Source organism: Herbiconiux ginsengi, from assembly GCF_900107435.1.
GTDB classification, from domain to species: domain Bacteria; phylum Actinomycetota; class Actinomycetes; order Actinomycetales; family Microbacteriaceae; genus Herbiconiux; species Herbiconiux ginsengi.
This window is the reverse complement of record NZ_FNPZ01000006.1, coordinates 40,950-55,189: the sequence shown is the minus strand read 5'-3', so window position 1 is coordinate 55,189 and position 14,240 is coordinate 40,950. Positions and strand designations below refer to the sequence as shown.

The following is a 14,240-nucleotide window of genomic DNA, read 5'->3' as shown; positions in this document are numbered from 1 at the left end:
AAAACGGTGGAGCCGCTTCCCCTTTTGCATCCTGTGCCAGTATCCTGTCACTCAGTGCCATCCAGCGCAAGGAAGCCCGCCATGACCCCGATTCGCGTCACCACACCCGGCGGCTCGGCGAGCCCCGGTGACAGCGAAGACCTCAATTCGCGCCTGCGCATCGGCGCTCTGCACCTCTTCGAGACCCGCGGGTTCGACACCACGACGGCCGAAGACATCGCGCAGTCGGCGGGCATCAGCCGGCGCACCTTCTTCCGCTACTTCCCCGTTCGCGAAGACGTGTTGTTCTCCGACCACGCGGTCTACCTCCTGCGTGTCGAACAGCGACTGCGCGCGGCCCGGGGCGAGCCCATCCGCGTGGCCGGGGTGGCGCTGGATCCGCTCGTCGACGGGCTGGTCGCCGACGCCGACTTCGTCACCCGCCGCGCGGTCGTCATCCGGGAGAACGTCGCGTTGCGCGACCGCGAGGTGCTCTGGCTGCGCGAGTATCAGCAGCTGCTCGGCGGCTTCCTCGCCGAACAGGATCTGGGCGCCCGCAGTGCGATCTTCGCCCAGATCGTGGCCGCCGCCCTCCTCGCCGCCCTCAGCCAGGTGATCGATCGCTGGCTCGCGGCCCCGGGCTCCGAAGACCCGCGCGCCCTGCTCGCCGAACTGGTCGACGAGATCGCGGAGTCGATGGGCGAATCGGGGCTCCGCGGGCGCGGGCCCGGCGCCGCGCATCCCGAGCGCACCGGCGTCGTCGTCATCAATTCGCGACTCTCGGCCGACGAGATCGCCCACCTGATCGAAGGAGCACACTGATGAGCCGCATCGTGATGATGGGACCGCCCGGGGTGGGCAAGGGCACCCAGGCCGCGCTCCTCGCCGTCGCCCTCGGCGTGCCCGCCGTCTCCACCGGCGACCTCTTCCGCGAACACGTGCGCACCCGGACCCCGCTGGGCCTCGAGGTGAGCGGGCTGCTCGCGGCGGGCGAATACGTGCCCGACGCGGTCACGAACGCGATGGTCGCCGACCGGCTGGCGGCTCCGGATGCGCAGAACGGCTTCATCCTCGACGGCTACCCACGCACGCTCCCGCAGCTCGGCGAGCTCGACCGGATGCTCGGCGACCTCTCCACGACGGCCGGCACCAACCCGGGACGCACGCTCCCGCAGCTCGGTGAGCTCGACCGGATGCTCGGCGACCTCTCCACGACGGCCGGCACCAACCCGGGACGCACGCTCCCGCAGCTCGGCGAGCTCGACCGGATGCTCGGGCCGGCGACCCCCCTCGACGCCGTCGTGCTGCTGCAGGCCGACGTCGAGGAGATCGTGGCCCGCATCGTGCTGCGTGCCGAACAGCAGGGCCGATCCGACGACACCCCCGAGGTGGTGCGGCGCCGCATCGAGATCTACCGCGCCGAGACCGAGCCCCTCGCCGACGCCTACGCCGAACGGGGGCTCCTGCTCCGGGTCGAGGGCACCGGCTCGCTCGACGAGGTGACGGCGCGCATCCGCGCCGCCCTCGATCACGACGAAGCCGCAGCCTGACGTCTCGCGCGCGTCGCCCGGGCTAGCATCGAGGTCATGCCCCGACGCTCCGCCGCCCTCACGCGCACGAGGATTCTCGAGGCCGCGACCACCACATTCAAGGCGCAGGGATTCGCCCGCACCTCGGTGCGCGAGATCGCGGCCGCGGCGGAAGCCGACCCGGCACTCGTCATCCGGCATTTCGGCTCGAAGGAGCTGCTGTTCCTGGAGGCGATGCGGGCGGGCATCGGGCCCCGAACGGTCGCCGACGTTCCGCTCCCCCAGCTCGGCCGCCGGTTCGTCGCCGAGTTGCTCGACGGCGACGTCGACACGCGGGGTGTGTTCCTGGCCCTGCTCCGCGGCAGCGACACCACCGAGATCGGCCGGCGTCTCCGCTCGGTGCACGAGGAGGAGTTCGTGACGCCGCTCCGCACCCGGATGACGGGGCCCGACGCCGAGTTGCGGGCGCGGCTCGCGGCGGCGCTCGTCGGAGGCCTGCTCTACTCGCTCTGGGTGGTCGGCGACGAGGATCTCCTGGCCGCCGACCACGCGCAGATCGTCGAACGCTACGGCGCGCTCCTGCAGGAGCTGCTCACGCCTACTGAACCGACCAGCCGCCGTCGCTAGGCAGGACGGCCCCGTTGACGTTCACACCGTCGTCGCTCAGCACGAAGGTGATCGAGGCGGCCAGCTGCTCGGCGGTGGCGACCGAAGGGATGGCGGCCTGGAAGGGCGCGAGCCGCGCACTGCCGGCTTCCGACACGTGAGGCGGGAACGGGATGCCCGTGGCCACGCCGCCGGGAGCGATCGCGTTGACACGGATGCCCTGCTGCGCATACATGAAGGCGGCGCTGCGGGTGAACCCGATCACGCCGTGCTTGGAGACCGTGTAGGCGTTGCCCGAGGCGTTGCCGCGCAGCCCCGCTTCCGAGGCGACGTTGACCACCGACCCCTTCCCCGCCGCGAGCATGGCCGGCAGCACCGCGCGAGTGAGCTTGAAGGTGCCGGTCAGGTTGATGGCGATCACGCGGTCCCAGGTGGCGTCGCTCGTCTCGTGGGCGGGCGAGAAGTCGTCGTTGACGCCGGCGACGTTGGCGAGCCCGTCGATGCGGTCGCCGGCCTCGGCCACGATGCGGTCGATGTCCTCCTGCTTGGTGATGTCGCCCGCGACCGGCACGATTCCGGCATCCGGAAGCGAGTCGGCGAATTCCTGGAGCCGCTCGGCCGAGATGTCGACGGCGACGACCCGGCCGCCTTCGCGGGCGATGCGGGAGGCGGTCGCCCGGCCGATGCCGGATGCCGCGCCGGTGACGATCACGGTCTGGCCGGCGAAGCGCCCGGCCGACACCGTCTCGCGCCAACCCGTCGGGGCGACCGACTCCGGCATGACGCCGTCGTTCGCCCGCAGCACGAGGTCGTCGACGACCGACTGCGGTAACCGGCCCTGGCTCAGTTCGACGAGCTGCTGCAACGGCAGGCCCTTGACCGGGGCGAGCTGACTCTCGTCGAACGCCCCGGCGGCTCCGAGCACCTGCCGGATCAGGGCGCCGCCCTCGGGGTGATCGAGCCACTCCGCGATGGAGCTCTGGGCGGTGAGTGGGTGCCTGCTGGTCATGTCATCCTCCTGTCATCCGCACCTTCGTCGGCGCGGTTCTGCATAAGTCAACATAGTTGACCACGCTGAGACTTTGGAGTCCAGGGGGTCGGAGATCGCTCAGACGAGCGCCAGCACCCGCTCGAGGTAGGCGTTGCGGAAGCGGCCCTGCGGGTCGAACTCGGCGACGAGCGCACGGAAGTCGGCGGCTCGCTCGTATTTCGGCCCGATCTCGGCGGCGCCCATCGCGAACCACTTGCCCCAGTGCGGGCGCGGATCGAACGGCGCGAGTGCCGCCTCCACCGCGGGCAGGAGGGCGCGCACCGGCTCTGGCTCGTTGCGCCAGGTGAAGTGGATGGCGAGGCTCTCGCGCTGGTAGGCGGGGCTCAGCCACAACGAATCCGCGGCGACCGTGCGCAGCTCGGTCACGAGGAGGTGGGGCGCGATCCGATCGGCGAGCGCCCGCACCGCGGTCAGCGCGGCCACCGCATCCGACCGCGACACGAAGTACTCGGTCTGGATCTCGTCGCCGTTCGAGGGCGTCACATCGGCCCGGAAGTGCGGCAGTCGCTCCGACCACGGGCCCGGCACGCCGCCCTGCACCGTGGTGTTGTCGATGTCGTCGCCGGCGGGAGACATCACCTTGTCGCCGGCCGGATGCGCACCGAAGAAGTCCTCCGGCACCGACACTGCGGAGAGACCGGAGCCGGCAGCGGGCAGCCGCGACTTCAGCCACACCTGCTTCAGCGACGAACCGGTCCAGTCGGTGAACAGACTCACACTGTAGGCGGCGGAGACGATCTCGTCGAAGGAGCCGAGCACCGCATCCCAGGGCAGATCGAGGTAGACGTCCTGGCGCATCCGGAAGCTCGGCTGGATGTCGAGGGTGAGGCGGGTCACGATGCCGAGCGCGCCGAGCGCCACGACCATGCCCTCGAACCGCGGATCGGCACGACTGACGTGCACCACGTCGCCCCGCCCGTTCACGAGTTCGAGACCGGCGACCGCGGTGGAGAGGTTGCCGTTGCCCACGCCCGAACCGTGGGTTCCGGTGGCCACGGCACCCGCGATCGAGATGTGCGGCAGCGATCCCAGGTTGTGCAGGGCGTAGCCGTGCGCCTCGAGATGCTCGGCGAGCACCGCGAAACGGGTGCCGGAGGCGACGGAGACGGTGGAGGCGACCGGATCGATCACCGGGTGCGGCTCGAGATCGACGAGGGAGAGGAGCTCACCCGTCGTGTCGGCCAGGTCGTTGAAGGAGTGCCGGGTGCCGAGTGCCCGCACCCGCGTGGCGCCGGACACGATCGCTGCCACCTCCTCGACGGAGCGCGGCCGCAGCAGGCCTGCCGCCTCGTAGTCGTAGTTGCCGGCCCAGTTGGACCCCACCGCCGTCATCGCGGACTACTTGCGCGGCAGGGCGCGGTCGATGTCGGCGAGCAGGTCGTCGACGTTCTCGATGCCCACGGAGAGCCGGATCACGTTCTCGGGCACCTCGAGCGCGGTGCCCTTGACCGAGGCGTGCGTCATCTCCGAGGGGTAGCCGATCAGCGACTCCACGCCACCGAGCGACTCCGCCAGCTGGAACACCTCGGTCGACTCGGCGAACTTGCGCGCGGCCTTGGGCCCGCCCTTCAGCGCCACCGAGATCATGCCGCCGAACGACTTCATCTGTCGTTTGGCGAGTTCGTGACCCGGATGCGTCGGAAGGCCCGGGTAGTACACCGCGTCGAGCGCGGGGTGTCCGACGAGGTGCTCCGCGATCGCCTGCGCGTTCGTGGAGTGCCGGTCCATGCGCACCGCGAGGGTCTTGATTCCGCGCACGGTGAGCCAGGCGTCCATGGGGCCCGAGACACCGCCCGAGGCGAACTGCAGGAAGCGCACCTTCTCTTCGAGCGCGTCGTCGTCGAGCACGACGGCGCCGCCGAGCACGTCGGAGTGACCACCGAGGTACTTCGTGGTGGAGTGCACCACGATGTCGGCGCCGAGCGCGAGGGGCTGCTGCAGGTAGGGCGAGGCGAAGGTGTTGTCGACCACCACGAGAGCGCCGGCCGCATGGCCGATCTCGGCGAGTTCTGCGACATCCGAGATCTTCATCAGCGGGTTGGAGGGCGTCTCGAGCCAGAGCAGCTTGGTCTTGCCACCCGCGACGGCCTTGGAGACGGCGGCGAGGTCGCTCATCTCGACGACGACGTTCTCCACGCCCCACTTGCCGTGGATGCGCTCGATCAGGCGGTGGGTTCCGCCGTACACGTCGTTGCCGAGCACGATGCGGTCGCCGGGTTCGAGCAGGGCCCGAAGCAGCGCGTCTTCGGCGGCGAGGCCGGAGGCGAACGAGAGGCCGTGCTTCGCGCCCTCGAGCGAGGCGATCAGAGTCTCGAGCGAGGTGCGGGTGGGGTTGCCGCCGCGGGTGTACTCGTAGCCGTTGCGGAACCCGCCGATGCCGTCTTGCACGAAGGTGGAGGTGAAGTAGACGGGCGGGATGATCGAGCCGGTGGTGGGGTCGAACGCCTGACCGGCGTGGATCGCGCGGGTCTCGAACTGTTCGGTCTTCTTGGGAGGCATGGGGCTGACTTTCTGCCGACGCGGGGCGTCAGGCTTCGCTGAGGAAGGTGAGGAGGTCTTGGCGGGTGATGACGGTGACGGGCTTGCCGTCGTCGGAGACCAGCAGCGCCGGGGAGGTCGTGAGTGCCTGGCGGGCCGAGGAGACGGGCTCGTTGATGCCGATCAGCGGCAGCGGGCCCGACACGAAGTCGCCGACCTTGTCGGTCATGGCGGCGCGGCCGCCGAACACCTGGTCGAGGAGCGTCTGCTCGTCGAGCGACCCCACGACCTCGCCCATCACGACGGGCGGTTCGGCCGAGAGCATCGGCACCTGTGAGACCCCGTACGTGGTCATGATGCCGATGGCGTCGTGCACGGTGTCACTCGGATGCGCATGCACGAGGGCCGGCAGGCCGTGGTCCTTGCCGTTCAGGATGTCGCGCACGGTCGATCCCTCGCTCTCCGACGCGAAGCCGTAGGAGCGCATCCACTTCTCGTTGAAGATCTTGCCGAGGTAGCCACGGCCGCCGTCGGGGAGCAGCACGACCACGACGGCGTCGGCCGGCAGGTCGCGAGCGGCTTTGAGGGCCACCGACACGGCCAGCCCGCTCGATCCGCCCACCAGGAGACCCTCTTCGCGGGCGAGGCGTCGGGTCATCTCGAACGACTCCGCATCCGTCGACGCGATGATCTCGTCGACCACGGAGGGGTCGTAGGCGGTGGGCCAGAAGTCTTCGCCCACACCCTCGACGAGGTAAGGACGGCCGGTTCCGCCCGAGTAGACGGACCCTTCCGGGTCGGCGCCGATGACCCGTACCGCGCCGCCCGAGACCTCCTTGAGGTAGCGGCCCACTCCGCTGATGGTGCCACCGGTGCCGACGCCGGCGACGAAATGGGTGACCTCACCCTCGGTGTCGCGCCAGATCTCGGGGCCGGTGGTCTCGTAGTGGCTGAGCGGGCCGTTGGGGTTCGAGTACTGGTTGGGCTTGAACGCTCCGGGGATCTCGCGGGCCAGCCGATCCGACACCGAGTAGTAGGAGTCGGGGTCTTCGGGGGCGACGGCGGTGGGGGTCACCACGATCTCGGCACCGTAGGCGGTGAGCACGTTGCGCTTGTCTTCACCCACCTTGTCGGGCAGCACGAACACACAGCGGTAGCCGCGCTGCTGGGCCACCAGGGCGAGGCCGATTCCGGTGTTGCCCGAGGTGGGCTCCACGATGGTGCCGCCGGGCTTGAGGAGTCCCTCCGCCTCAGCGGCGTCGATGATGCGGGTGGCGATGCGGTCTTTCGACGATCCGCCCGGGTTGAGGTATTCGACCTTCGCGAGCACGGTGGCCGCGATCCCCTCGGTCACGCTGTTCAGCTTGACGAGCGGGGTGTTGCCGACGAGGTCGATGACGCTGTTCGCGTACTTCATGTCTGGTGTCCTTGGCTGAGGCCTGCAGCCGCTTCGTGCGCGGTGTGGCACGGCGCGCTGCGTGAGCGGCGGCTGGGGCGTGGCGAATCCGGTCTGTGAAGGGAGGTCGCTCAGCGACGACAACAGAGGAGATTCACGAACACGCCTCCAGCCTAGTCCACCTCGACATCGTGTTACGGGTGAGCTTGATCTAACGTCGAGAGCATGATCGACGTCGACATCGGCGCTCTCCGCGCACGACTGGGGCCGTCGGCGTCTGGACCACCCTGATCGGCGAGGCTTCCACCGCCGACGAGCGCACTGCCGCCCGCGCGGTCGAGTCGCTCGGGTTCCGCACCCTGTGGTTCGGGGAGTCTGCGCGCAACAAGGAAGCCCTCGTGCACGCATCGCTCCTGCTCCAGGCCACGACGACTCTGACCGTGGCGACGGGTATCGCGAACATCTATAGGCGAGACCCGCTGGCCATGGAACTGGGCGCCAACGCCCTCGCGGAGGCCTTCGACGGGCGTTTCCCGCTCGGCCTCGGGGTGAGTCACGCCCCTCAGGTCTCCTCGCGCGGCCACGACTACGCAGCGCCGGTCACGACCATGCCGAACTACGCGAACAACCTGCGTGACCCGGGCTACACGGATGACGATCTCGACGACGCGGGCAGTGACCGCCTGGTCGACGACATCGTTGCCTGGGGCAGCCCCGACATATCCGGGAGCGCGTCGACGCGCACCTCGGGGCTGGCGCCGACCACGTCGCCGTGCAGCTGTCGGCCGGCGATCTCGCCGCCCAGGTCGAACAGCTCCGCGCGCTCGCGCCAGTGCTGCTCGACCGCTGATCACGACCTGCTCAGAACCCTCGTGCGTAACCGCACGAGGCGGACCGTGCGTCGCAAGAGAAGAATGCCGGTGGGCCGGACCGAGATCTCGGCCCACCGGCATCCGGTCACGAGCGGCTGATGCCGCCCTTCGTCCGGCGGCGGAGCCAGACGGCGGCCGCGAGACCGGCGCCCAGCACGAGCGCCGCGATGCCCGCGACGATCGCCGGCTGCCAGGTGGCGGCCTCCATGCCGGTGTTCGGCAGGTGCTCACCCGTCGACGCGCCCGGCGCGACGACGACGATCGGCGCCGTGATGACGGTGCCGTCCAGGATCGCCCAGAGCTCGTGCGTGCCGCTCTCGGTGTACGCCGGGATGGTGACCGACACCGTTCCCGTTCCGTCGGCTCCGACGGTCACGGTGCCGAGGTGCACGGGCGAGGAGTGCAGCTCGAGAGCGAACACGGCGCCCGGGTTGCCGCCCGTGACGGTGACCTGGACCGAGCTTCCCGGCGCCACCTGCGAGGCGCCGATGAACAGCTTCTCGTTGCCCGTGACGCCGATGCCCTCGGTGGGCGGGTCGGTCGACGGCGGGTCGGTCGGCGGCGTCGTGGTCTTCTCGGGCACATCGTACGAGCCGATTCCCGAGACGTTCCCGGCGACATCCGACGCCCGATACGTGAGGGTGACGGCCTCGTCGCCCACCGCGACCGGATCGCCGAACGGCGTCCAGGCCCCGTCACCCAGGCGGTACTCGATCGCGGCGACACCGGAGGCGGCATCCGTCGCGGCCAGAGTTACCACGCGGGGATCGGCGTCGAAGGCGGCCGAGGGCTCCGGAGCGACGGTGTCGCGCGCGACCACCACCGACGACTCTTCGGACACGTTGCCCGCAGCATCCGTCGCCCGGAAGCGCACCGCGGTGCTGCCGTCGGCGATCACGGCGATCGGTGCCGTGTAAGTCGCCCACTCGCCGTCGCCCACGCGGGATTCGAGCTTCGGAGCGCCGTCGCGGTTGTCGAGCGCGGCGGCCGACACCGACACGTCGCCGGTGAACCAGCCGCTGGCCGGCTCCACCGGGGTCGTGTTCGTGGTCACCACCGGGGCCTCCGTGTCGGGTGCCTCCGGAGTCGCCTCGAACACCTGCCACTCCTTGATGCCGACGCTGCCGGCGCCTGAGACGGTGCCCGAGGCTTCCAACTGCAGGCGCAGGCCCTTCGTGGTGACCTCGTCGAACGTCACCGTGTTGAAGGTGTCGATCGCGGTGCCGTACTCCGAGGGGTTCTGCACGTCGACCCATTCGCCCGTGTCGGCGTCGAGGTATTGCGCCTTCCAGGAGGCCGGCACGTCGATGCCGAGCCCGGCGCCGTCGAGGTTGCTCACGAAGTAGGCGCCCGTCTGGTCGACCGTCACCGGCTCCGCCCAGTCGTACTGCACCCACTGCGTGCCGATCTCAGGCCAGACTCCCCAGACGTGGGCGTTGTCGTCGGGCGACACATCGCCCGACTTCGTGGGCGCCACGTCGTCGTTGAGCCCGTTCACCGAGTTCCACGCGGCGGTTCCGGATGCCGTCGGCGTGGCCCAGAGAGCCACGTTGCGGTGGGAGTCGCCGGTGCTCGCCCGCAGGGTCACCGAGACGGGCTCGGAACTCGTACCGGCGGTGTCGGTCGCCCGGGCCCACACGGTGGTCTCGGGCAGGCCGACCGGGATGGTCTTCGTGTACGCGGTCCAGTCGCCGGTGTCGCCGATGCGGTACTCGAGCGTCGCGACGCCCGAGACGGCGTCGCTCGCACTGAGCTTCACCGTGCGGGCGATGTCGTCGCCGATCGTCTGCACGGCGGGCGCCACCTGGTCGATCTTGACCGTGACGCTCTTCTCGGCCGAGACGTTGCCCGCGGCATCCGTCGCCCGCACGCTCACCGTGTGGGTTCCGTCGGCCGTCAGGGAGATCGGCGCCGCGTAGGCGGCCCAGGCTCCCGTGTCGACCTTCGCCTCGATGGCCGGCGCCGCGTCACGGTCGTCGGTGGCCGACGCCGTGATGGTCACCGCACCGGTGTACCACCCGTTCGACGGCTGCACCGGCGACTGGGCGATCGATGCGACGGGCTTCGTCGTGTCGGCGCCTGAGCCGGAGCCCGTCACCGACACCGTGGCCGTCGCGTCCTGCGGCGATCCGGCGACCGTTCCCGACACCGTGAAGGTGCCGGCGGCCGCGTAGGAGGCCGGATCGATGTCCGCCCAGTCGACGGCGATCCCGCTCTCGCGCGACCCGTCGTTGTACTGCACGGTCACGGTGCCCGGCAGGCTCGGCGCGCGGCCGGCCGTCGTGTGCACGGCCACCGGGTCGACCGTGGTGATCTGCCCGGGCGGGGTCGCACGCACCCAGATGGTCGCAACGGCGGGAACGGATGCGCCGGAGGCGATCCCGTTCACGACGAAGCTTCCTTCGGCGGCCACCTTCGACGGGTCGATGACCGGCCAGGTCACGGCCAGGTCGGCGCGGGACCCGTCGGCGTAGACACCCGACACCGTCGCGGGCAGGGTGGGAACCGTGCCGACGGCTGTGCGCACGGCGATCGGATCGATCGACTCCGGCGCCTGAGCGAACGCGGCGAACTCGCTGACGCCCACTGCGGCGTTGGTCGTGCCGTCGGTGGAGGCCGTGAAGGTCGCACGCAGCTTGGTGGTGGTCACCGCGTCGAAGGTCACGGAGTTCACCGCGTCGCCGGCCCGTCCGTAGCCGGAGGGGTTCGAGACCTCCGACCAGGCGGAGCCGTCCCAGGCCTCGAGCTTCCAGCTCTTCGGGAGGGCGACGCCGTCTCCGGCGTTGTCGCCGTTCGTGTCACGCCAGAACGACATGCCGACCTTGTCGAGCCGCTGCGGGGTGGTCCAGTCGTATTGCAGCCACTGGGACGCCGGCCGGTTGCCCGACCAGGTTCCCCAGAGCGCCGTCTGGGCGCCGCCCGTGAAGATCGACACGCCATCCTGCACGGCGGCGATGGAGTTCCACGACGCGGTCTGGGACGCGGTGACCTTCGCGGCCGGTGCGACGTTCACCCCACCCGCAGGAAGACCGCCCTGAACGGTCAAGTCCTTCGTGGTGGTCTTCTCCCCGTCGGTGGCCGTGAGCCGCAGCACGTACTCGCCCTCGACGGTGAACTGGGCCGTGGTGCTCGGCGACGCGACGTCGGAGAACAGGGCCTCACCGCCATCCGGGCCACTGACGGTGCTCCAGCTCGAGATCACCGCGTCGCCCGGCAGTCCGTCGTCCTTCACGACGCCCGTGAGCTTCGTGATGCCCGGCACCGATCCCGCGGCATCGACGTAGGCGTCGACGAACGGAGCGGCGTTGGTGGACTCCGGCGCCGCGATGCCGGTGGAGTAGAGGTCGATCTCCTTGATACCGGTCTTCAGACCCGGGGCGTGGGTCACCGTGACCCGCACCTGCTGCGCGGTGATCTCCGGGAACTGCACCCGGTTGTAGTTGGCCTGCGGATACTGCGGCATGCGCGCCTGAGCGGGCACCGTCTTCCAGGTGTCGCCGTCGAGGTACTCCACCAGGTAGCTCTGCGGTTCCGAGTATCCCGCCACGGTCGCGGTGGTCGACGACTGGTAGAAGTACACCCGCAGATCGTCGAAGGTCTTCGCCGATCCGAGGTCGACCGTCAGCGTGTCCTTCGCGTTCGGCGATCCGGCCGTGCCCCAGAAGGGCTCGTTGATCGTCGTTCCGTCGACCGCGTTCGAGGCCGCGCGTCCGTTCGCCGAGTAGGTGGCGGATGCGGTGGCGCCGGCCGCGAGGTCGGTCGAGGATGCGCTGGCCGAGTCGATGTTCTTGCCGGCCTTGGCGAAGACGTCGGTCACCCGGTCGTCGGCGGTGAAGGCGACCTGGTTGGCCTCCTTCACGGGCGAGGCGACCGAGGTGGTCACGGCGACGCCGTCATCCGCCGTCACCGTTCCTGTCTCCGGGTCGTAGACAACGTGGGCGAGCTCGTCGACCGTGAAGGCCAGCTGCCCGTCGAGGAACACCGAATAGCCCTCGGGAACGCTGTCGCCGTAGTACTTCTCGCCGCCGGGCTGGTCCCACGTGATGGTGAGGTCGCGGTCGCGGAAGCGGATGTCGTTGGCGGTGAAGTGATCCCAGTCGATGTCGATCGGGTCGAGTTCGATCTTGTCGTCGTCACGCGAGCGCAGACCCATGGTGTCTTCGATCATCGTGAAGTTGGTGCCACCGAGGATCGTGTGGTGGATCCACGAGCGGTAGCCGATCGACGCGGGGTCGGCCGAGCCGTCGGCCCAGAACTCGTTCTGGTCGGGCAGGCGGTTGTCGCCGCCGTTCTGGTACTGCGCCCAGGCGTTCCAATACAAGAGCTTCTTGTAGGAGTCGGCCGTGATCGCATCCGTGTCGTAGTTGCGGAGCACGGAGGAGAACAGGCGGAACAACACCGTCGAGTTGATGATGGAGAAGTTGTTGCTGCCCGGGAAACCGGCTGCGGCCGCCTCCTTCTTGTCGGCCTGGTTCGCCGTGTAGAAGGGGAAGATCGAGTACTCGGAGTCGTCGGCGAACAACCGCAGCGCATCCTCGTAGTCGTCGGCGTGGTCGGCGTCGCCCTTCTGCGGCACGAGGCCGACGGAGAACGGGTAGTAGTTGTTGATCTCCTTCCACTTCGCGAGCTGTCCATCGCTCGTGAAGCGGTGCTTGAACAGGTTCTCGCCATCGTCCCAGAGCAGGTCGAGCACCTTCTCCTTGATCGTCTGGGCGAAGGCGCGCATCTGGTCGGCGTTCGCGGTGTCGCCGGCGGCAGCGTAGGCGGATGCCGCGGCGAGCGCGTTCGCATAGAGGTACGCGTTCTCGGTGCGGTCCATCGATGCGCCGGGACGCTCGTCGAACGAGACCGCGTCGGCGTCGTTACCGGTCATCGCGCCCCAGTTGTAGTCGATCAGGCCGTCCTTGTCGGTGTCGTAGGCGGCGATCAGGCCCTCGACGTCGTTCTCGGCGTAGGTGCCGAGGCTCTCGGCGATGGGCGTCGGCCCGCCGTGCAGTTGGTAGGAGCGCCACGCGGCGTCGGAGATGTACTGGGTGTAGCTGTTGCTCCAGTTGGCCGGGTCGCCCGGGTTGTCGACGTACTTCGCGCTCTTCGCGGCCTCACCGGCCGACACCCAGGTGCCGTAGGAGTACGACGGGTCGCGGAAGTACTTCAGGTCGTCGATGAACATGCCCGAGGTGAGCACGATGGCATTGTTGTAGCCGAGCACGCCCTCGACCGCCGTCGGGAACTGGAAGGTGTTGCCCGGCGCGTTCGCGTCGAGGAAGTTGAAGCGCATCAACCACCAGCGGTAGAACAGCGTCTTGTCGATGTTGTCTTCGGGGGTGTCGAGGTAGGGCACGTTGTCGGCCCACCACTCGTTGTAGTCGGTGACGTGGGTCGTGTACGCCACACCCGGAGCCGCGGCACGGTAGGCGTCGTACTCGGTGGTGGACGACGGGATCTCCGGCGTGATGAAGCCGAGCTGCACCTTCGTGCTGGCCGATCCACCGGCGGGAACCGCGATCTCACCGGTGAGCGAGCCGTCGGCCACCGTCATCCCGTCGCCCGAGAAGCGCGGGTGGATGGTGGTGACGTCGTTCAGCGCGGGCACCACTCCGGTGAGCTCGTCGCCCTCGGCCGTGGTGGCGTAGGGCGAGGTGGCCACGAGGCGCACCGTCTTCGCGCCGCCGCTCGAGCGCAGCTCGAGCCCGGTCACCGCCACGTTGCCGTCGGTGATGTACTTCGTCTCGACGACGGTGAGGCCGGAGTCGGAGGTGCCGAACACGCTCCGCCAGTAGCTCGGCGTCTGCTTGCGCTCGGCGGTCTTCTCGGTGAGGGACACCGGTGTGCCGTCGACGCTCACAGTGATGCTGTACGCGCCCTGCCCGTCGATCGCCTCCCAGTAGGCGACCTGCCCGCCGAAGCCGAGCACGCTCGGGTCGTGCTCCTTCATGAACACGGCCTTGCCGCGCGAGAACATCCACTGGTTGTTGTCGCCGAACGACCCGGCGGTGCCGGTGCGCACGAGCATCTTGTCGAACCAGAAGTCGGCGTCGGTGGAGCTGCCGGCGCCCGTCGCGAGGTCGTTCGCGAAGATCGCACCGAGCTCGTTGTGGGTGTCGTAGGTGACGCCGGTCGCCGGAACCGGATCGGCGGACCCGGTGAAGACCGGAAAGCCGAGGTCGTCGTTGGGCGCCGCGGCGGCCGGTGTGGCCGCCGCCCCGGCGAGGAAGGCGGCGCAGATCAGACCGCTGGTGATCGCACCTGCCGTGGCACGGCGGTGTCGGTGTTTCGCCATCAGATTGTCAACTCTCTTCGTCATTGAGGATCAGTCGGTGGAGCGGTGT

Annotated in this window: 9 protein-coding genes; 4 read left to right on the top strand and 5 right to left on the bottom strand. The window is 69.5% G+C overall.

The features are described 5' to 3' along the window. The first annotated feature begins 81 nt into the window (after positions 1-81). From BLW00_RS20290 to BLW00_RS20280, 3 genes are read left to right on the top strand one after another with little or no spacing between them, the layout of a single operon-like run. Positions 82-801: a TetR family transcriptional regulator gene (locus tag BLW00_RS20290; protein WP_175494469.1), complete on the top strand. Its 720-nt coding sequence runs from the start codon at positions 82-84 to the stop codon at positions 799-801. Beyond that, a complete protein-coding gene (locus tag BLW00_RS23135; protein ID WP_139256825.1) occupies positions 801-1,529 on the top strand; it encodes an adenylate kinase family protein in 729 nt (242 codons plus the stop codon). Before BLW00_RS20290 ends, BLW00_RS23135 begins: the two co-directional genes overlap by 1 nt. 36 nt (positions 1,530-1,565) lie before the next feature. Further along, entirely contained in the window at positions 1,566-2,135 is a 570-nt protein-coding gene (locus BLW00_RS20280) for a TetR/AcrR family transcriptional regulator (RefSeq protein ID WP_092557677.1), read from the top strand. Here BLW00_RS20280 and BLW00_RS20275 read toward each other — a convergent pair. From BLW00_RS20275 to BLW00_RS20260, 4 genes are all read right to left on the bottom strand, one after another. Continuing rightward, positions 2,107-3,123, bottom strand: a complete 1,017-nt coding sequence (locus BLW00_RS20275) for an SDR family NAD(P)-dependent oxidoreductase (protein ID WP_092557675.1) — start codon at positions 3,121-3,123, stop codon at positions 2,107-2,109. The two genes, BLW00_RS20280 and BLW00_RS20275, sit on opposite strands and share 29 nt — an antisense overlap. A gap of 99 nt (positions 3,124-3,222) precedes the next feature. Next, complete coding sequence (locus BLW00_RS20270; protein WP_092557673.1) at positions 3,223-4,497, bottom strand: FAD-binding protein; 1,275 nt, start codon at positions 4,495-4,497, stop codon at positions 3,223-3,225. Positions 4,498-4,503: 6 nt separating this feature from the next. Next, a complete protein-coding gene (locus tag BLW00_RS20265; protein ID WP_092557671.1) occupies positions 4,504-5,664 on the bottom strand; it encodes a cystathionine gamma-synthase in 1,161 nt (386 codons plus the stop codon). Positions 5,665-5,692: 28 nt separating this feature from the next. Further along, positions 5,693-7,060, bottom strand: a complete 1,368-nt coding sequence (locus BLW00_RS20260; protein WP_092557669.1) for a cystathionine beta-synthase — start codon at positions 7,058-7,060, stop codon at positions 5,693-5,695. Between the two features lie 266 nt (positions 7,061-7,326). Here BLW00_RS20260 and BLW00_RS20255 point away from each other — a divergent pair, with 266 nt between their 5' ends. Next, positions 7,327-8,010: an LLM class flavin-dependent oxidoreductase gene (locus BLW00_RS20255; protein WP_217634453.1), complete on the top strand. Its 684-nt coding sequence runs from the start codon at positions 7,327-7,329 to the stop codon at positions 8,008-8,010. On the opposite strand, the gene BLW00_RS20250 is transcribed toward BLW00_RS20255, so the two are convergent. Further along, complete coding sequence (locus BLW00_RS20250; protein WP_092557667.1) at positions 7,997-14,191, bottom strand: OmpL47-type beta-barrel domain-containing protein; 6,195 nt, start codon at positions 14,189-14,191, stop codon at positions 7,997-7,999. The genes BLW00_RS20255 and BLW00_RS20250 overlap by 14 nt on opposite strands. Positions 14,192-14,240: the final 49 nt, after the last annotated feature.

Coding starts and splice junctions, on each gene's coding strand:
- BLW00_RS20250 (WP_092557667.1), bottom strand. CDS start 14,191: ATGGCGAAACACCGACACCGCCGTGCCACGGCAGGTGCGATCACCAGC.
- BLW00_RS20260 (WP_092557669.1), bottom strand. CDS start 7,060: ATGAAGTACGCGAACAGCGTCATCGACCTCGTCGGCAACACCCCGCTC.
- BLW00_RS20280 (WP_092557677.1), top strand. CDS start 1,566: ATGCCCCGACGCTCCGCCGCCCTCACGCGCACGAGGATTCTCGAGGCC.
- BLW00_RS23135 (WP_139256825.1), top strand. CDS start 801: ATGAGCCGCATCGTGATGATGGGACCGCCCGGGGTGGGCAAGGGCACC.
- BLW00_RS20290 (WP_175494469.1), top strand. CDS start 82: ATGACCCCGATTCGCGTCACCACACCCGGCGGCTCGGCGAGCCCCGGT.
- BLW00_RS20275 (WP_092557675.1), bottom strand. CDS start 3,123: ATGACCAGCAGGCACCCACTCACCGCCCAGAGCTCCATCGCGGAGTGG.
- BLW00_RS20270 (WP_092557673.1), bottom strand. CDS start 4,497: ATGACGGCGGTGGGGTCCAACTGGGCCGGCAACTACGACTACGAGGCG.
- BLW00_RS20265 (WP_092557671.1), bottom strand. CDS start 5,664: ATGCCTCCCAAGAAGACCGAACAGTTCGAGACCCGCGCGATCCACGCC.